Genomic DNA, 16,933 nt, shown 5'->3' on the forward strand with positions numbered 1-16,933 from the left:
CTGAAAAAGGGGTCGGAGTGGTGAGCCGGAGTGCCGGTGCTACCGCTGGCCTCCTGAGAAAATAACCGGTCGTGGGAAGGTACCGAAGGCATCGCCTCAGCTCCTTGCCCGTACGAACCAGCGTGCCCGCAAGATCATACGATGATTCATCCTACTCTTGAGTCCGGGGGGTGTCCAATGCGGAGAATGCACGTATTGAGGTGCGTATCTATGGGGGGAGCAGCATGGATTGCATTCGGTTGGCGCCCTGCCGTAGCGTAACGACCCTATGCAAACGGAATTCATCATCTCCGCAGGAGAGCAACCGAAACGGTTGGACGTGTTCCTCGTTCACCGTGAACCGAAGCTTTCGCGCGCGGCCTTGCAGCGGATGATTACTGCCGGCTGGGTGCGGGTGAATAATCAGCTCGCCAAATCGAGCCAGCGAATCAAAGCGGGAGATGTCATCCTCATCGATGCTCCCCAGGCGGCACCGTTGCGAATCGATGGTGAGGCGAAGCCGCTGGAGATTCTGTTCGAGGATCATACGTGCCTGGTGCTGAATAAGCCTGCCGGGATCGTGGTTCATCCGTCCCCGGGCCATTGGTCCAACACGCTGCTCAATGCATTACTGGATCATTGCGCACGCAGAGGTGAGACGGGGGCGCCAGGAGTCGTACATCGTTTAGACAAAGACACGTCTGGCGTGATGGTGGTGGCCAAAACAGAAGACGCACATCGTGTCCTTGCGGCGCAGTTTGAAGAGCATTCCATTGCTCGTCGCTACGAAGCCCTGGTTGTGGGCGTGCCGATTGAATCGGAAGGTCGGATCGCCACTGCGCTTGGCCCGGATCGACACAATGCAAAACGGACGTCTGCCGAGACGTGTCATCCTAAGCCTGCGGTAACAGATTACCGGGTCGAAGGGACGTTTGGCGTACTGGCCGCGCATCTTCTTCTGCACCCCCACACAGGACGGACGCATCAGATCCGGGCCCATCTTCAAAGCCTCGGTCATCCCATCCTGGGAGACAAGACCTATGGGGGCGAGCGGGTGGGCGTGTGGGGTGGTGAGGACGTATCGCGAGTGATGCTGCATGCACGTACCTTAGGATTCAGGCATCCCGTGGCCGGAAACTACCGGGAGTTTGGCGTCCCTCCACCGGAGGATTTCACGGCCCTGGCTCAGACCCTTCGTGCCTTCGTTTCTCGCTGAACCCCCACACGGTACGCGACCGAGGGCGGGGTGCGCTCCGCCCCCAGTCAGTGTGAGTCAGTTCTGAGACGAGTGCTATACTTCCAGTAATCGCCAGCGGGAGCGCTGTGTCTTCATGTACGGAGGTTGAAAGCCTGTTCCCATGACGCTCGACGTGAAACCAAAAACTCTCTTGCGTATCCTGGCCGGCATCATCGTCTGCCTGACAATCACCCACTTCGTGAGTCAATATCTGAAGCATGTGGGCGGCTACACGCACCAATGGGGGCTCGAACGACAATTCAATCTGGTCAACGAAGCCAATCTCCCTGCCTGGTATTCTGCCGTGGCTCTTTTGTTTAGTGCCCTGCTCCTGAGTGTCGTCGCTGGACGTGAGCGACGAGCCGGAGGAAGAGATGTACGGCATTGGACCGGTCTTGCCCTGATTTTCTTCTACCTCTCTCTTGATGAGGCGGCGCAGATTCACGAAATGATGACGGCATTCGACGGACTCCATCCCACGGGCATCTTCTATTATTCCTGGGTGATCGTGGGCGCTGCGTTTGTCGGGCTGGTCGGTCTGTGTTATCTCGGATTCCTGACGCGGTTGCCGGTCACCACGCGATGGACGTTTGTGTCGGCCGGAAGCCTGTATGTCGCTGGAGCACTGGGCATCGAAATGCTCGAAGCGCGGTATCACTATGTCAGCCATACCTGGACGGATCTCTCCTATGCGCTACTGGTGGGCGTTGAGGAGCCGCTGGAGATGACCGGCATTGCGTTATTCATCTATGGCATTTCAACCTATCTCGCACGATCCGGCGGAACGCTGAGTATTCGCTTTGTGGAGGACAGCGCTCGGTCTTGCCCTCTCAGTTCGATTCCAGCCGTTCACACGGTCCGCGACACTGATCGTTTCGCAGCGTGACAGGCTGCGGCAGGTGGGGGCCTCACTCCCTGCTGCGATTACAGGCCGCACCACGATTTCTTCTGCAATCCCTCTCGTGTCTAACCCTGCTTCTTTCTAGAGGTATGAAGCCCAGGCCGCGCCGTAACTCGTCTGCCTCGAGAACGATGGAAGCCTGTCTGGGGAGCCGCTCCGAACGATTCGGTTGCTAGAGCAAGAGGCCGGAGATATCACGGTCCAAGTGTTGACGTTGAACGAGAAAGTACGGAAATCGACCGAATGCCAGACGGCAACCGACCAGGTAGCGCGGGTGGGTGGTTCCAACCGGGAGATGAGTCGTCCATCGCACCTCAAACAGAGTCAGCGAGCGCTGTCGTTGGAGCGATGGATTCTGAATGCTCAGCAATTGTCGACGAGCAGGTTTCTGATCAAGCAGGAGGAGAATGCCGTCTGTACTGACATTCAACGAATAGGCGTACCCGAGAATGGCGGAGGTCTCTGTTTCTTGCCTTGCGACAAGTTCGTAGCGACAGGGGGTCTTGACGGCAAACCGAGTATCGAGGCGTCGCTCACGCGGAGGAATCGATACCTCAGGACTGGGTTGGTTGTCCACAATGGAGTGTGGAACGACTGGGCCGGGAGCAGGCGTGCCTCGCAGCGATCTGAGGATTCTGTGGATAAAATCAGTAGCCATTGATTCGTCGCAAGCTCCTTGTTGTGGTACGTCACACTCGCCCTATGAAGAAGCAATTCGGGTGCCTATAGAACGCCACCTCAGTGTTCCGCTAACAGCATGAATTTTTTCCATTGAGTGAGTGTCGCATCATGAGGCACCTGAGGAATGCACAGGGCCATGGTGTCAAATTCAACGCACCACCGACAGAAATGAACATGCAGCAGCGCGTGTGTGTTGGGGCTCAATGAGACGAAGAATGAGTGTAAGATGTGGATGGGCTGTGGACGACGTGTGTGTGAGATGTGCAGAGCATGAGGGCTCTGAGTAACGACCTTGTTTTTGACGGTCCCGTGTGGCAGCCTATGTCCTTGCATGTCGGTCTACGTCAGGCAGTCACCACGTGAATAGGGTTACTAGTACTCCGGTTGAATTTGTCGTGACCGGAGGAGAATCGTCCAAACGGATCGATGTCTTCCTTGCCAACCGCGACCCGACCTTTTCTCGCTCAGCACTGCAGCGCTTGATCGGAGAAGGGCGCATTCTCATCAATGGCCAAACGGTTCGGCCAAGCCAGAAGATCAAGCCAGGCGACCGCATCAGGTTGGAGGTGCCGCGGCCTGAGCCGCTTGATCTCAAGCCCGAGGCCATTCCGTTTGACATTCTCCATGAAGATGCGGATTTATTGGTACTCCATAAGCCGGCCGGCCTCGTGGTGCACCCGGCACCGGGGAATTGGTCCGGCACGTTGGTGAACGCGCTCCTGCATCATTTTGCAACATCTGGAGTCACTCCGTCGCACATCGGAGGCAAGGAACGCCCAGGACTCGTCCACCGATTGGACAAAGAAACCTCAGGCGTTATGGTGATCGCGAAAACGGACCAGGCGCATCGCGCGCTGGCTGCGCAGTTTAAGCTCCACACCATCACCCGGGAGTACGAAGCCTTGATCTGGCAGGTCCCCAAGAAAGGGCGTGGCCTGATTGAGCTCGCGATCGGGCGCGATACGAAAGAGCGCAAGAAGTTTTCCGCGCGGACGACCAAGCCGAAAGCCTCGGCGACCGACTATCAGGTTGATGAGCGGTACGGCAAGATCGCGGCCCATGTCCGTCTGTCTCCCAGAACCGGACGCACTCATCAATTGCGGGTGCACCTCACGTCGATCGATCATCCGATTTTGGGGGATAAGACCTACGGCGGGACCAAAGTGATGTCGGTTGCGGGGGTTTCTATTCCACGTGTCATGCTCCACGCGCGCACGCTGGGATTTACGCATCCCACCGGCGGGGAGTACCATCAGTTCGATGTGCCTTGTCCGCCCGATATGGAGCACGTGCAGGATCTTCTGCGCGCAGCCACGGGGCACTAGACATTGCCGGCGATCGGTCTGAGCCAGTATGACGACGATGCCGAACATGACGATCGGCAAAGGTGAGGAGAGACGAACGATGGAAACCAGTGCCGTGCTTGATCGGATCGGTGAGTTGATCGCTCAGCTCAAAGGGTACGCGTCTAAATTGCCGGCGGTGGTGCATCTCGCATCGGTGCCGACCGGGATCAAACCGAAACCGGAGGCCATTGACGCGTTCGAGCAGGCCCTCCTGCGATTTCGTGAGCAGAGCGGGCGGTCTCCCTTTAAGAGCCTGCAGGAGTATCTCATTGAGTCGCTCGAAGCGTTCGAGGTTGGCAATGTGCTGGGTGTGGTACAGCCGTTGCTGGCCGTTCTTGATCAGGTGGAACGCATGCATCGGGACAAAGAGATCAAAGTCAGTCCGGCCGAGGAGAAGCGGATGGGAGAGTATCGCGCAACGTTGGTCAAGATTCTGCCGGGCAGCCAGCCGGAACTGGAGGGGGCGGGGCGGGGGATGTGACGATCATAGCGGCCATGTTCAATCGAGCTATTCAGCCATTAAACATGGCGGGAACGGTCAATGTCCCATCTTCGGGCCGGCAGCATTGGCGCCGGCGGTGACCAGCTGGAAGCGGACGGTCGCGCCACAGTGCGGACATTTCGCGCGGACCGTTTCTTCGTCGAGGACGTCGTAGTGATCCTGTTTGAGCCACATCAATTGAAAACATTTCGGACAGCTTCGCACTTGCGTTCCCATGGTCTTCCCCTTACACTACGGTTAACCGACTCACCCCGTTCGGAGGGATTAATTTAGTACAAGATGCCTCCCGCTCTCAAGACCGATCAGCATCCCATCACATTCTCCGACCGCAACGATTTCGACGCTGCACAACTGATTCATTTGTACCGGCAGGCTCCCTGGGCCAAGCATCGTGCGCTGGAGCAGGCACAGGCCATGTTGGCGAAGACCGACGTGGTCATCTCGGCCTGGGACGGCCCGCGTCTGGTCGGCTTCGGCCGCGTGTTGACGGACTATGTATTCCGGGCGTCGATTTGGGACGTGATCGTCGATCGCGACTATCAGGGGCGCAAGATCGGCACCGAGATCGTACGACGGATTCTCGAGCATTCCACCCTTCAGCAGGTTGAACTGTTTTGGCTCTGCACGCGCATGCCCGGGTTTTATGAGCGACTGGGGTTCAGCGCAAAAGAGCAGACCGGTATGGTCTGGTCCCGGAAGAAATCGGATCCCCAAGTCGAGTAGTCCATCCGCCTCCATCGGGTTTCGTTTAAACACTCTCCCGTCCCTGACGATGATCACTGGCCTTGCCTGTCCTTGTACATGAGCAGTATAGCCCTGCCCGGTTGTGTTATGTCGGCTGAATTCGGTGCAACCGTTTGGGCGAACAACAGACCGCGAGAAAGAAGAGGCTCGTGGCCAACAGCACAATGGACGGACCGGAAGGAAGATCGAAGGCATAGGAGAGCAGCACGCCGCTTACGGCGCAGAAGATGCCGATGAGCATCGAATAGAGCGTCATCTGGGTCAGGCTGTGCGTGAGCTGGTAGGCGGTGGAAGCGGGGATCAGGATCATCGCAAACACCAAAATGGCCCCGACGGTTTTCAGCGCAATCACCACGGTGAGCGCTACCAGTGTCAGGAGGAGATAGAAGATTTGCCGTGCAGGCACGCCGGACGCTGCGGCCATCTCTTGGTCGAACGCGATGAAGTACAGTTCTTTCGAGAGCAGGAGGATCGTTCCCAACACCACCACACTCAACCCGCCGATGGTCATGAGCTCTTCCGTGGTCACGGAAAGGACGCTGCCGAAGAGGTAGCCGTAGACCTCCGGGTTGTACGACTTCATGAGCCCGAGAAAGAGAATGGCCAGCGCCATGGTGGCGGTGTAGAGGATGCCGATGGACACGTCCAGTTTCATGCGGCCCTTTTCCTCGACCCAGCCCGTGATCCAGACCGTTGCCAGGCCGAACACAATTGCGAGGCTGAGCGGCGGAAGGCCAAGGAGATAGGCGAGGGTGACACCGGCAAACGCGGCATGGGCGGTCCCGGCCCCTGCGAATGCGAGTCCGCGCAAGACGACGAAGACGCCGATGACGGAGCAGACGGCGCCGACCAGTGCGGCGGCCAGGAGTGAGCGTTGCATGAAGTCGTACGCGAGCAGTTCAAGCATCTTGGTCTGTGGTGCCGTGGTGATTTCGTGAATGAGTGAGTTCGATGACTGGTCCAATAGCGGCGTTAGGTCTATGCGAATAGACCTTCGCCGGCCGATACATCGTCGGTTCTTCAGTGGTGATGGTAATCCTCAACGATGACGAAGTCCTTGTCGGTAATAACCAGTTCTTTCCCGTACACCTGACTCAGAATGTCTGGCTGCAGGACGTCTTGCGGCGGCCCCGCGGCAAACAGTTTTGTCTTCAGCAGTACCAGCCGGTCCACCCGCGACCGGATCATGTTGATGTCATGGGTGATCATGAGAATGGTTAGCTTCAGTTCTTGATGCAGCTGCTGGATCAATTCCACCACACTATGCTGGGCGGTGAGGTCCAGCCCGGTTGTCGGCTCGTCCAACAAGAGTATCCGAGGCTGCTGCGCCAACGCCCGCGCGATGAACACCCGTTGCTGCTGTCCGCCGGATAGGGCGCCCAAGGCGGAGTCTCTGTGATGATCCATGCCGACCTGCGCCAACGCCTGCCGGGCGATGTCTCGATCTTTTCGTGACGGTCGACGGAAGAGGCCGAGTGCGCCGTATCGGCCCATCATGGCCGCTTCCAGCACGGTGACGGGAAAGTTCCGGTCGATCATGCCCTTTTGCGGCAGATAGCCGATGAGGGCTCGATGGTGACAGCGGAGTTCCTCGCAGGCACAGTCCAAAACGCGGAGTGTGCCGCTTAGCGGAGCCATCAGTCCCAGCACGGCGCGGCAGAGGGTGGTCTTGCCGGATCCATTCGGACCGATCACGCCGACAAATTCCGATTCCGGAATGGTCAGGGAGATGTCCTCCAGGGCTACGACGCCGGGAAACCCGAAGGTGGCATGGTCGAAACGAATAATGGGATGGGTCATGCGCGGCGGTATACGGTGAAAATGCTGGTTCGTCAGTCGCTGTCCGGATAGGCGTGGCGGTTAAGTCTGCTCCAGTGCCTGGGCCAATTGGAGCACATTATAGCGGAGCATGTCGAGGTAGGTCTCGGTTCCGGGTAACCCTCCGGGCAAGGTCGTCAAGACGGCAATGCGCGAGCCGGTTTCCCGCGCCAGTAACTGTGGAACCTTCTGATTCAGTTGTACCTCGGAGATAATCACGCGGACGTGGTCTCGTTTAATGGTCTCGATCAAGGTGTGCAGATGCCGAGCGGAAGGTTCTCCCCCCGGTTGTGTCTGGATCGTGCCGGCGATGTGCAGATCGTAACGCCGGGCAAAATAGGGCCAAGCCGGGTGGTGGACGATCACAGTCCGGTTCGACAATGAGCGGAGCCGGGCCACTGTGTCTTCCTGCACGCGGGCCAGTGCCTGAAGGTACGTCGCAGTGTTGGTCCGATAGTCGGTGGCATAGGCCGGGTCTGCGGCCACGATGGCATCCGAAATGTGTTGGACCATCGTGGCTGCGGCAGCCGGATCCAGCCAGACATGAGGGTTCCCCGATGCGTGTTGGTGCGAGTGAGTGGTCCCTGCCGGTTCAGGATGATCCTGGATCAGCGCAATGTCTTTGGAGGTGGTCACCACTCGCAACGAACCATTACCGGCGTTCTTCACCAGCGAGGACACCCAGACTTCGAGTCCGGCCCCGACTTCGAATAAGAGCGCGGCCTTGCGAATCGCGACCAGATCGCTTGGTTTCGGCGAATAGGTATGCTCGCTCTCGTACCCGGTCATGAGCGAGATGACGCGCACATGCGAGCCGCCGATCTGTTGCACCCAATCCTTCAGAACCGGGAGTGTCACGACCACATTGAGTGGCTCGGGGGCGGATGCAGCAAACGCCGTGGCGGAGGTGCCCCATGCACAGGGCAGCGCATATGCAAGCAACATGGTCAGGAGGCTCAGGCGAAACATCCGGCGGACGGTAACACCCGATTTCTGCAAAGTCAACGCGAAGACCGGCGGAGATCGTACGCGGGCGATGCGTACCATGCTTGACCCGTTGCCGGGGTTTCGATTAGCGTAGCGAACCGAAGAGAAAATAAATGTCTCGCGGTTGTGTGCCGGAGGAGGGGCGCGATGAAAGTTGTCGGACTGATGTCCGGGACATCGGCAGATGGGGTGGACGCGGCGCTAGTGAGCATTGTCCGGCGCGGTGGGCAGCCCCGGATCACTCCCCTGGCATTTACATCCCTGCCGTACTCCCGCTCACTCCAGCAGCGGATTGTTGAACTCTCGCTCCAGGGGCGCGTGGACGACATTTGCCACATGAACGCCTACTTGGGCGAACTCTTCGCCAAAGCCGCGCTCCGCGTGATTCAGCGGGCGAAGCATCAGCCGGCGGATATCGACCTGATCGGATCCCACGGACAGACGATACACCACTTGCCGAAGGGGAGGCGTGAGCCAGGCATCGGGTTGGTTCGGTCCACCCTGCAGATCGGTGAGCCGGCTGTCATCGCCGAACGCACCGGCATTACGACCGTCGCAAATTTTCGGCCGCGTGATATGGCGGCGGGTGGCGAGGGGGCTCCGTTGGTACCGTATGCGCATGCGGTGGCCTTCGGTCATGCACGTCGGGGGCGTTTGGTGGTTAATATCGGCGGAATCAGCAACGTGACCTATCTGCCCCCAGGCGGTGGGGTGGCCGAGCTTCGTGCGTTCGACACCGGCCCCGGGAATATGGTGTTGGATGCGATTGTGCACGAAGCGACAGAGGGGCATCTGCCCTACGACGCCGGTGGGCGACGCGCCCGCAAGGGAACGGTGAGCCGGCCTCTGCTCACCGAGCTGATGGCCCACCCATTTCTGCAACGGCGCCCGCCCAAGTCGACCGGTCGGGAAGAGTTCGGCGCGCCGTTTGTGCGTCGGCTCATCACGAAGCAACGGAAGGCGCGCCTGTCCGTAGATGATCTGCTCGCAACGTGTGCGGCGTGGACCGCGGAGGCGATTGGTTCATCCAGGCGATGGATTACCGGCGAGATCCATGATGTGATCGTCGGGGGTGGCGGGGTGTACAATCGCGCGATCATGGCGTCCCTCCGGCAGGTATTTGCGCCGACGCCGGTGCTGACGTTTGATGAATGTGGATGGAGCAGTAAGGCGTTTGAAGCGACGGCGTTTGCCCTGCTGGCTCATGACACGTATCTCGGACAATGCACCAATGTCCCGCAGGTGACGGGTGCTCATCACCCCGTGTTGCTCGGTGCGGTCGTTCCGGGAACGCCTCACATGCTGACGAAATGGGCGCGTCCCGCCCGGTGATTCGATCGGAACGTCGTGGAATTACTCTATCCTATCCTGGGTATTGGAGCGCTGGCTTTTCTTGGAAGCCTGGCGTGGGAGAGTTTTGGGCGGAGGCGCGCCTCTGGTTCGTCCCCGGCGGGGGCGCTTGCCGGTATGAGCTTTGCCGCCAAGCCCTTGATGACCGACCAGGAAGCGCAACTCTACAACCTGTTACGGTTGGCGGTGGAAGACCGCTATTTACTCTTCACGCAAATTCCTCTTTGGAGCCTGTTGGACTTGCGTCTCCCTTCGGGAACACCGCCTGTGGAGACTCTACGGGAACTTGCGCTGAAGCGTGCGACCTTTGTGCTGGTGCATCCGGGGAGTCGCTTGGTCGAGAAGGTCGTGCAGGTCGAGCGGCCGGTTCCGGATGAGGCCCCTGACGGGTCGCATGAGTCACTCTTTGAATCGGCGCTTCATGCGGCCGGGGTGCAACTCGTGCGGTTGAGCCCGCTGCATGCCTACACCGTTCCCGGTCTGGTTACGCTGTTGGATCTGGCCGACCCGGACTAGCGGCGCCGTGACCGCAACGCAGGCATGGACCGCAAGGGGAGGGGGCCTGATTAGCTAGGCTCGCCGGCGACCGGTTCATGCTTCGCGGCGGCGGTCTCCAAGGCTTTACGCGCCACCTCAGCTTCTGCGGTATTGGGGTACTGATCGGTCACCCGTTCATACATCGCTTGCGCTTTTTCTCGATCGCCCTGCTTGGTATAAATTTGTCCGATCTTCAGGGTCGAGGCGGCCGCTTTTTGGCTCATCGGGTAGTAGGAGATGAGATCGTAAAATGACCCCAGCGCGTCCTTGTAACGCCCCATTCGGTACTGACACTCGCCAAGCCAATATTGCGCGTTGGCGGACAAGGACGACTGTTCGTGAAGTTCAAGGAAGAACCGGAATCCGGCAAGCGCTGCAACATAGTCCTTGTGGTGGAATTCTTCCATGATGCGATCATAGAGGCGCCGTGAGGCATCAGGCGTTTGGGGGGGCTCGGCGAACAGCTGTGGTGCGGCGGTGAGATTGCCGAGCAACAGCAAGCCGACACAGATGCCTCGTACCGAACCGAGGTTGATATGAGCCAGAGTCATGGGTGCCCTTCTTTCTTCCCGGTTAGCAGCGTCCGGGTTCACACGGTGGTGCTGTCCCCGCCGATATGAAAGAAACGCACCAGCCGCACGTGAGGGGCGAATCTGTTGTGAAATTCGGGGGTTCATCGGGAATCGAAGGCGCTGTAGTATGGAACTCCCGCGAGAGCAGGGGCCGAAAGCAGACAGTAGTGTACGGAAAACGCCAGGTAAGGGGCGGCGCGGGAGCAGGTTGACAGATCCCCCGCTGTCAGCTGTTGTCGGTTAGTGTCAGACCGGTCAGGGGTATGGCTCGCCGGTCTGAAGGATAGAAGGGATTACAAAACCGGCATGGAAAGACCGCAAGAACCAGGGTCAGTGGACAGACCGAAGGAACCGCTCAGCGAGCCGCCTCCCAATCCCAAAGGGGGCCGGACGTTAATCGTCGACGGCCGGGATCCCCATGCGTACATCAGGCCGAGCGCGGCGCTGAAAGAGGCCGGCGAGATCGATCAAGTCTATGTGCGCCCCGGAGTCTATGAAGACAAGGTCTTTGTCGCAGACCGCCCCGTACTGCTCATCGGCGCCGGGCGTGATCAGGTGCAGATTTACAGTCGGCGTGGCGGACCGCTCTACCTGCAGCGGGTGCCATCGGGCATGATCAGCGGCATTACCTTCCGGTATGTGGGTAGCGATCAACATTCCGCCATCAATGTCCTGGACTCCGTCTGCACGATTACCCAATGTCGGGCGACCGAAGGCGTGTTGTCCGGAGTGGTGATTTACGGTCCTGAGGCCCGTGCGACGCTTCTCGACAATGAGGTTTGTTGCAACCGTGAGTCAGGCATTTTTGTGTTTGCGGGCGCGCAGCCTCGTCTGGTGCAAAACCAGTGTTATGGGAACCATCATTTCGGTCTAGCCGTGCGAGATCCAGGAAGCCACCCGGAATGTGTCCGCAACCTGTGCCACAGCAACATGCTCAGTGGGATTCTGCTGTTCCACCATGCGGAGGCGTTGCTGCTCGACAATACCTGTCGGGACAATCAGCACTGGGGGTTGGTCATGACTCCGGATACGCATCCGACCCCGCTTCGTGAGGATCTGGCCGGATCCAATGTGTTGTTGCCGAATCCACGAGGGTCGTTGGTCGTGACGGAGGAGCCGCTGGCCGAGATCGGGCGGTAAGTGGGCGCCCTGGAGCAGTACTCGTTGTGACGTGACGGTGGGAAGCGCGTCGCTTTCAGCGGTGCGTCGTTACTGTGCTGGAGCGGGGGCGTTGGAGGGCGGTTGTTCGGTCGTTGAGTGAAGGTGATAGCGGTTCCCGCCTTGGTGTTTGGCGGTATACATGGCTTTGTCAGCATGTCTGAGGAGTTCGTCGATGTCTTCGTTGTCTGACGGGTAGAGCGTGATGCCGATACTCACCCCGATGGAGATGCGATGCGGCCCGATCTCGAACGGCGTGCTGATGGACTCCACGATGCGGTTGGCCACCACTAGTACATCGGCCACTCCGGAAATGCCCTCCAGGATTGCGGTGAATTCATCCCCGCCCATCCGTGCGATCGTATCCACTTCACGGACGCACGCCACCAGTCGCGTGGCTACGGTTTTCAGCAGCTGATCGCCGACATCGTGCCCCAGCGTGTCATTGACGGATTTGAATCGATCGAGATCGAGCAGCATGATCCCTAAGGGCTGATCTTTGCGTTTGCTGCGCGCCAGGGCATGGACCAGTCGGTCACGAAAGAGGGCGCGGTTGATCAGTCCGGTGAGCTGGTCGTGTTGGGCAAGATAGGTCAGGCGTTCTTGCGCCCGTTTGCGCTCGATCGCATAGAGAATCGCGCGTGCGAGAAAATCAGTCCCGCCTTCTCCTTTGACGAGATAATCCTGCGCCCCGTGCTGAATTGCTTTGAGCGCGAGCGGATGGTCGTCGTGTCCGCTCAGCACCACCACCGGTACGCCGGGACTGGTTGCTAAGACCTGGGTGACGGTACTCAATCCATGGGTGTCGGGCAGTGACAGGTCGAGCAAGACGACATCAAACCGTTCCCGGCTCAATCTGACGAGACCTTCCGCCAGGACGGGGGCATGCGTGATCTCGAACTGGTCGTGAGACCATTCGGCCAGGAGGTCCTGTGTGAGCTGGGCATCGACAGCATTATCTTCAACTAACAGCAGTTTGATCATCGGGGAGGAATCCTGTCAGTCGGGTCATCAGGGTGAACTACGTCTTGTGCACCCAAGATCGGCTGGAAAATCCTCAGTAAGCCGCAGACCAAGAGTGTCGATTGTGCAATGCGCATCGTACGTGCTGATGAAGGTCAGGTGGGCGAATTCAGCGCGGGTGTCTCTCTGTGGCTGCACGTATCAGGTTATCAAGGTGTCCGTTCGGAATCGATTCTAACACGTCACTTTGCAGGTTCAAACAACAGCCTGCATCTCCGCGAGGGGCACGCGCGCCCTGCGCTCGTCCAGGTGATCGCAGGGTTTCGGAAGGAGGCGATCCCTCACCCCTTCTCTTGAGACAGGGGACTGATGTGTGTGTGACCTGCTTGCCTATCAATGGCAGGACATTTCGGCAATCGATAGCAACGAGCCAACGAACAAAATCTTGCCAAGTGGTGACGCAAACAGTCCGGGTCCTCTTTCCGGAAAACGGAGGGGCGGTGTGTGAACATGATAACCGCATGAAGTTATTGGTGCTGCCCGATTTTGTACGCGTCAGGTCGATGGCATGAAAACTGCGCTCTGGTCTGAGGTTCGAGACGGGCGATTCCCCCGGGGTAATGGTGTGCCGGTGGGAGAAATGGGAGGACACAATGGGTGACAGAGCATCGACCCAACACGAGCGGCAAGTCTTGTGCGCAGGCCATGCTGTTGAGCGTGCCGAGGGAGGACTGATGAGCGCCACCTGGGCGATTCCTCTTGCGCTGGCAGGAGCGTTGGTGGCCGGGGAGTCCGCTTCCGCAGACAGCGAGATCTATGGCTCCGTCGGGCCGAACGGGGTCTTCGAAATGACGAATGTCCCGACCGAGCAACGATTTCGGCGGGCTGATTCGCAGGTGCATCGCTTCTCATCACGGGTTTCAGCAGAAGAGGTCGAGGCAGCGGTTCAACGCTATGCCTTCCAATTCCAACTCCATCCGGCCTTGCTCCTTGCGGTGATCAAGGCGGAGTCGGACTTCAATCCCACCGTCATTTCGAGATCCGGGGCCGTGGGATTGATGCAGTTGATTCCCGAAACCGCCATCAGACACGGGGTAGAAAACCTCTATGATACGGGGGACAACATTCGAGGCGGCGCACGACATTTGCGCTACCTGTTGAATCGGTTTAATGGGAACGTGCGGTTTGCGGTCGCGGCGTACAATGCGGGGGAGCATCGCGTGGAGCGGTATCGCGCGATTCCACCCTATCCGGAAACGCGGGAGTATGTGAGGAAAGTGATGATCTACTATAAGAGCTTTCGCGGTGATTACCAGGCGAGCCCTAGGAAAGCGGTGTTGCTGGCCATGCACCACAAACCTCTGCAACGTGCCCCATTGCCGATCCCTGCGCCCGTCCAGAGTTCACGAGACGACTCCAGGAAATAGAGGCGTCCGAATCAAGCGCCCTACTGGGCGATGTCCCGGAGGGACGCTGGAAAATGGGCCGGCCGACTGAGCAGTCGGCCGGTTCAGCCCTCGACGAGTGGAGATGCCTGTAACTGGAGTTGTGAGAAGTAGTCACGGTACCAGTTGACCGTGCGATCCAGCCCTTGGAAGAACCCATACGACGGTGTCCAATCCAACTGCTTCCTTGCCTTCTCCGAGGATAACTCGATGTGTGTGATCTCGGCGGTACTATTCTCGTTGACCACCGGAGGAAACGGCGCGTCGAGTATTCGGCAGATTCGTTTCGCGATGTCGATCACTTCGATGCGGTCGCCATAGGAGAAGTTGAACGCTTCACCGTACAACTCCGGGGATTCCGCCAGCCGTTCGGCCAGCAATAGTTGCACATCCACCGCATCTTCAATGTAGAGAAAGTCCCGGGTGAAGCGCCCGTCTGAGCGGAGGACTGGTGCCTTTCCGTTCATGATGCTGCGCACGACACCTGGGATCAAGCGGGTATAGTTAAAGTCAAAGCCACCGAAGTAATTCCCGCAACGGGTGATGGCAACCGGGCATTTATAGATCTTCCCATAAGTTTGGGCGGCCAGATCTTGCGACGCTTTGGCGGTTTCGTAGGGGTGTAACGGCTGGAGGGGCAAGTCCTCCCGGTATGGAATAGGCTGACCACCGTACACCTTGTCAGTGGAGCTGATGACGGAGATGCACTTCGGTCGATGTAGCCGGAGATAATCCAGAATTTGCCACGTACTGACCGCTGAGGAGGTAAAGCATTCCAACGGTTCTTCGAGAACGCGATGAACATCCGCTCCGTAGGCCATATGAAAAAACACATCGATCGGATATTTTTTAAATATACGCTCAATGGTAGGTTGATCGGAGACCGATCCCCATTCGACTGAGACGCGAGAGTCGAGCCCCTCCATGAAGAACTGCGATTCCGGTTTCTGTGAACGGACTAGCGCGACAACCTGCACACCGCAATCGAGCAGTCGCCGTACCAGCCAGCCTCCGAGGAATCCCGTGGCGCCCGCAACCAAGACTGTTTTTTTGAACCAAAATGTTGAATACATGTATTTAACCTAAATGATGGATAGGCTCAATAGCAATACGTAATTCACTCCCTGTACATTTATGTCGCTCTGGCCAAAAATGGTCACTGCTCATGTGAATTGCCTATATGCGCTGGTAATGCGCAGTGCGGGTGGGCCAGGCCGAGCCTCGATCCGGGAGGTGCTGTGCGCGAGCGCCGAGGTCGGGACCGACGCTGCTATGAGCCGTTGAGAGCGTATGGATAAAGGGGTGGTTGTGGGGAGAGGATATGAATTTCTGACCTTGCTGCATCCTGCTCCTTCCGAAATAAACATCTGATTTTCGGTTCAATTCATATTCCCGCTCTACTCAACACATTCCTATATATTAATCGACTACGTGCCATTTCTCCGTCGCCATAAACGACGCTGCACGCTGCATGACTTTCTGGGAACCTGTGTCATTGTGCAATATTGTGCCCTCGATGTGATCTGTGCGAACACGGTTGAGCGAGGGAAGCGGGTGAATATGAATGTCTTCCCTATGCCATTGAACCAAAGACAGGGGGCTGCGTCTGGCCTCGCAGCAGCCGTTCTTTTTGGCCTGAGTCCTCCGCTCGCCAAGCTCCTGCTTTCAGAAAGTCATCCACTGGTGATTGCAGGCCTGCTTTACCTAGGCGCGGGCTTGGGACTCTTGGTGTTTGAAGGATTATTCTACCGTGGATCTGAAGTGTCGCGGCGAGAGGCGCGGGTGGTGCCGACTGATCGATGGTTATTGGCGGCCATGGTGCTCACGGGCGGCATCCTGGGGCCTGTCTTCATGCTGTGGGGGTTACAGCGCATGACGGGAGTGCTCGGCTCGCTAACATTGAACCTGGAAGCACCCTTCACTATTCTATTAGCCGTGATTCTCTATGGCGAACACCTCGGACGCGTGGAGGCAGTCGGCGCTATGCTGATCATCGTCGCAGCTGCTGTTCTCCAGTATAGGCCAGGCGATTTTGCTCCGGACGGATGGGGATTCGTCGCGATCGCCTGCGCGTGCCTCTCTTGGGCGTTGGACAATAACTTGAGTCAGCGATTGTCCCTCCGCGATCCCATTGTGGTGACGCGAATCAAAACACTGAGCGCCGGAGTGTGTACGCTCAGTCTGGCGGTCATGGCCGGCCCAACCTTTCCTCGAGCCTCGATCATTATCGCCGCACTTGTATTGGGTCTGTTCAGCTACGGTGTGAGTCTGGTGCTGGATATGCGCGCCCTTCGTCTGCATGGCGCCGCGCGCGAGGCTGGATTTTTGGCAACGGCTCCCTTTATCGGCGCCCTGGCCGCGATTCCCATTCTCGGTGAGCGCTGGGGACTCAGTGAAACCATGGCGACTGGAGTCATGGCGATTGGCCTCGTACTTCTTGTCCGAGCTCATCATGCCCATCCGCACCGCCATGCGCCGTTGCTGCATGATCACCCCCACGTGTCTGAGGTTCACCACCGGCATGGCCATAGGTCGGCGTAGTGGTCTGGGGAGTCTTGGCCGGTTCTCTCTTGCCGCTCGTGTTTCGTCGGCTCGGGTTTGATCCCGCCGTCTCATCCGCGCCCTTCGGCGCCACGCTCGTCGATGTCACCGGGCTGGTGATCTATTTCGGTGTCGCTTACTTGATTATGGAGGGAACGCTCTTGTGAGTGGC

19 protein-coding genes are annotated in these 16,933 nt (G+C 58.4%); 11 read left to right on the forward strand and 8 right to left on the reverse strand.

The window, feature by feature from the left end:
* Positions 1–268: 268 nt before the first annotated feature.
* Positions 269–1,195 carry an RluA family pseudouridine synthase gene (locus V9G17_11250; GenBank protein MEI2753168.1) on the forward strand — a complete coding sequence of 309 codons (927 nt, stop codon included), beginning with the start codon at positions 269–271 and terminating at the stop codon, positions 1,193–1,195.
* A gap of 154 nt (positions 1,196–1,349) precedes the next feature.
* Positions 1,350–2,102, forward strand: a complete 753-nt coding sequence (locus V9G17_11255; GenBank protein ID MEI2753169.1) for a hypothetical protein — start codon at positions 1,350–1,352, stop codon at positions 2,100–2,102.
* A gap of 187 nt (positions 2,103–2,289) precedes the next feature.
* Here V9G17_11255 and V9G17_11260 read toward each other — a convergent pair whose 3' ends face one another.
* Positions 2,290–2,775 carry a hypothetical protein gene (locus tag V9G17_11260; GenBank protein ID MEI2753170.1) on the reverse strand — a complete coding sequence of 162 codons (486 nt, stop codon included), beginning with the start codon at positions 2,773–2,775 and terminating at the stop codon, positions 2,290–2,292.
* Positions 2,776–3,157: 382 nt separating this feature from the next.
* Here V9G17_11260 and V9G17_11265 point away from each other — a divergent pair, with 382 nt between their 5' ends.
* A complete protein-coding gene (locus V9G17_11265; protein ID MEI2753171.1) occupies positions 3,158–4,123 on the forward strand; it encodes an RluA family pseudouridine synthase in 966 nt (321 codons plus the stop codon).
* A 79-nt stretch (positions 4,124–4,202) separates the two neighbouring features.
* A complete protein-coding gene (locus V9G17_11270; protein ID MEI2753172.1) occupies positions 4,203–4,625 on the forward strand; it encodes a hypothetical protein in 423 nt (140 codons plus the stop codon).
* 57 nt (positions 4,626–4,682) lie between these two features.
* Here the strand turns inward: V9G17_11270 and V9G17_11275 are convergent, their stop codons facing one another.
* Positions 4,683–4,862 carry a hypothetical protein gene (locus tag V9G17_11275; protein MEI2753173.1) on the reverse strand — a complete coding sequence of 60 codons (180 nt, stop codon included), beginning with the start codon at positions 4,860–4,862 and terminating at the stop codon, positions 4,683–4,685.
* Positions 4,863–4,925: 63 nt separating this feature from the next.
* Here V9G17_11275 and V9G17_11280 point away from each other — a divergent pair, with 63 nt between their 5' ends.
* Entirely contained in the window at positions 4,926–5,369 is a 444-nt protein-coding gene (locus V9G17_11280) for a GNAT family N-acetyltransferase (protein ID MEI2753174.1), read from the forward strand.
* Between the two features lie 106 nt (positions 5,370–5,475).
* Here the strand turns inward: V9G17_11280 and V9G17_11285 are convergent, their stop codons facing one another.
* The 3 genes from V9G17_11285 to V9G17_11295 form a co-directional block, all read right to left on the reverse strand.
* Positions 5,476–6,297 (reverse strand): metal ABC transporter permease, encoded by an 822-nt coding sequence (locus V9G17_11285; GenBank protein ID MEI2753175.1) that lies wholly within the window; start codon positions 6,295–6,297, stop codon positions 5,476–5,478.
* Between the two features lie 113 nt (positions 6,298–6,410).
* Positions 6,411–7,190 carry a metal ABC transporter ATP-binding protein gene (locus V9G17_11290; protein ID MEI2753176.1) on the reverse strand — a complete coding sequence of 260 codons (780 nt, stop codon included), beginning with the start codon at positions 7,188–7,190 and terminating at the stop codon, positions 6,411–6,413.
* Between the two features lie 60 nt (positions 7,191–7,250).
* The gene (locus V9G17_11295) at positions 7,251–8,255 is read right to left on the reverse strand and encodes a metal ABC transporter substrate-binding protein (GenBank protein MEI2753177.1); all 1,005 of its coding nucleotides are present in this window, start codon (positions 8,253–8,255) and stop codon (positions 7,251–7,253) included.
* Between the two features lie 87 nt (positions 8,256–8,342).
* Between V9G17_11295 and V9G17_11300 the strand changes: the two genes are divergently transcribed.
* Positions 8,343–9,527, forward strand: coding sequence for an anhydro-N-acetylmuramic acid kinase (locus V9G17_11300; GenBank protein ID MEI2753178.1), 1,185 nt, complete (start codon positions 8,343–8,345; stop codon positions 9,525–9,527).
* Between the two features lie 15 nt (positions 9,528–9,542).
* Positions 9,543–10,061, forward strand: coding sequence for a DUF2726 domain-containing protein (locus V9G17_11305; GenBank protein ID MEI2753179.1), 519 nt, complete (start codon positions 9,543–9,545; stop codon positions 10,059–10,061).
* Positions 10,062–10,111: 50 nt separating this feature from the next.
* Here V9G17_11305 and ybgF read toward each other — a convergent pair whose 3' ends face one another.
* The gene (ybgF, locus tag V9G17_11310; protein MEI2753180.1) at positions 10,112–10,633 is read right to left on the reverse strand and encodes a tol-pal system protein YbgF; all 522 of its coding nucleotides are present in this window, start codon (positions 10,631–10,633) and stop codon (positions 10,112–10,114) included.
* Between the two features lie 327 nt (positions 10,634–10,960).
* Between ybgF and V9G17_11315 the strand changes: the two genes are divergently transcribed.
* Entirely contained in the window at positions 10,961–11,794 is an 834-nt protein-coding gene (locus tag V9G17_11315) for a right-handed parallel beta-helix repeat-containing protein (protein MEI2753181.1), read from the forward strand.
* Positions 11,795–11,863: 69 nt separating this feature from the next.
* Here the strand turns inward: V9G17_11315 and V9G17_11320 are convergent, their stop codons facing one another.
* Positions 11,864–12,796 (reverse strand): GGDEF domain-containing response regulator, encoded by a 933-nt coding sequence (locus V9G17_11320; protein MEI2753182.1) that lies wholly within the window; start codon positions 12,794–12,796, stop codon positions 11,864–11,866.
* A 713-nt stretch (positions 12,797–13,509) separates the two neighbouring features.
* Between V9G17_11320 and V9G17_11325 the strand changes: the two genes are divergently transcribed.
* The gene (locus V9G17_11325) at positions 13,510–14,202 is read left to right on the forward strand and encodes a lytic transglycosylase domain-containing protein (GenBank protein ID MEI2753183.1); all 693 of its coding nucleotides are present in this window, start codon (positions 13,510–13,512) and stop codon (positions 14,200–14,202) included.
* An 83-nt stretch (positions 14,203–14,285) separates the two neighbouring features.
* On the opposite strand, the gene V9G17_11330 is transcribed toward V9G17_11325, so the two are convergent.
* A complete protein-coding gene (locus tag V9G17_11330; protein MEI2753184.1) occupies positions 14,286–15,293 on the reverse strand; it encodes an NAD-dependent epimerase/dehydratase family protein in 1,008 nt (335 codons plus the stop codon).
* A 502-nt stretch (positions 15,294–15,795) separates the two neighbouring features.
* Between V9G17_11330 and V9G17_11335 the strand changes: the two genes are divergently transcribed.
* Positions 15,796–16,761, forward strand: a complete 966-nt coding sequence (locus tag V9G17_11335; protein MEI2753185.1) for a DMT family transporter — start codon at positions 15,796–15,798, stop codon at positions 16,759–16,761.
* On the forward strand, positions 16,761–16,928 hold the full coding sequence (locus V9G17_11340) for a magnesium transporter (protein ID MEI2753186.1): 168 nt from the start codon (positions 16,761–16,763) through the stop codon (positions 16,926–16,928). Before V9G17_11335 ends, V9G17_11340 begins: the two co-directional genes overlap by 1 nt.
* Positions 16,929–16,933: the final 5 nt, after the last annotated feature.

Source organism: Nitrospira sp. (assembly GCA_037045225.1).
Lineage (GTDB): Bacteria > Nitrospirota > Nitrospiria > Nitrospirales > Nitrospiraceae > Nitrospira_A.

Coding starts and splice junctions, on each gene's coding strand:
- V9G17_11250 (MEI2753168.1), top strand. CDS start 269: ATGCAAACGGAATTCATCATCTCCGCAGGAGAGCAACCGAAACGGTTG.
- V9G17_11260 (MEI2753170.1), bottom strand. CDS start 2,775: ATGGCTACTGATTTTATCCACAGAATCCTCAGATCGCTGCGAGGCACG.
- V9G17_11270 (MEI2753172.1), top strand. CDS start 4,203: ATGGAAACCAGTGCCGTGCTTGATCGGATCGGTGAGTTGATCGCTCAG.
- V9G17_11275 (MEI2753173.1), bottom strand. CDS start 4,862: ATGGGAACGCAAGTGCGAAGCTGTCCGAAATGTTTTCAATTGATGTGG.
- V9G17_11280 (MEI2753174.1), top strand. CDS start 4,926: ATGCCTCCCGCTCTCAAGACCGATCAGCATCCCATCACATTCTCCGAC.
- V9G17_11285 (MEI2753175.1), bottom strand. CDS start 6,297: ATGCTTGAACTGCTCGCGTACGACTTCATGCAACGCTCACTCCTGGCC.
- V9G17_11290 (MEI2753176.1), bottom strand. CDS start 7,190: ATGACCCATCCCATTATTCGTTTCGACCATGCCACCTTCGGGTTTCCC.
- V9G17_11295 (MEI2753177.1), bottom strand. CDS start 8,255: ATGGTACGCATCGCCCGCGTACGATCTCCGCCGGTCTTCGCGTTGACT.
- V9G17_11300 (MEI2753178.1), top strand. CDS start 8,343: ATGAAAGTTGTCGGACTGATGTCCGGGACATCGGCAGATGGGGTGGAC.
- ybgF (MEI2753180.1), bottom strand. CDS start 10,633: ATGACTCTGGCTCATATCAACCTCGGTTCGGTACGAGGCATCTGTGTC.
- V9G17_11315 (MEI2753181.1), top strand. CDS start 10,961: ATGGAAAGACCGCAAGAACCAGGGTCAGTGGACAGACCGAAGGAACCG.
- V9G17_11320 (MEI2753182.1), bottom strand. CDS start 12,796: ATGATCAAACTGCTGTTAGTTGAAGATAATGCTGTCGATGCCCAGCTC.
- V9G17_11325 (MEI2753183.1), top strand. CDS start 13,510: ATGAGCGCCACCTGGGCGATTCCTCTTGCGCTGGCAGGAGCGTTGGTG.
- V9G17_11330 (MEI2753184.1), bottom strand. CDS start 15,293: ATGTATTCAACATTTTGGTTCAAAAAAACAGTCTTGGTTGCGGGCGCC.
- V9G17_11335 (MEI2753185.1), top strand. CDS start 15,796: ATGCCATTGAACCAAAGACAGGGGGCTGCGTCTGGCCTCGCAGCAGCC.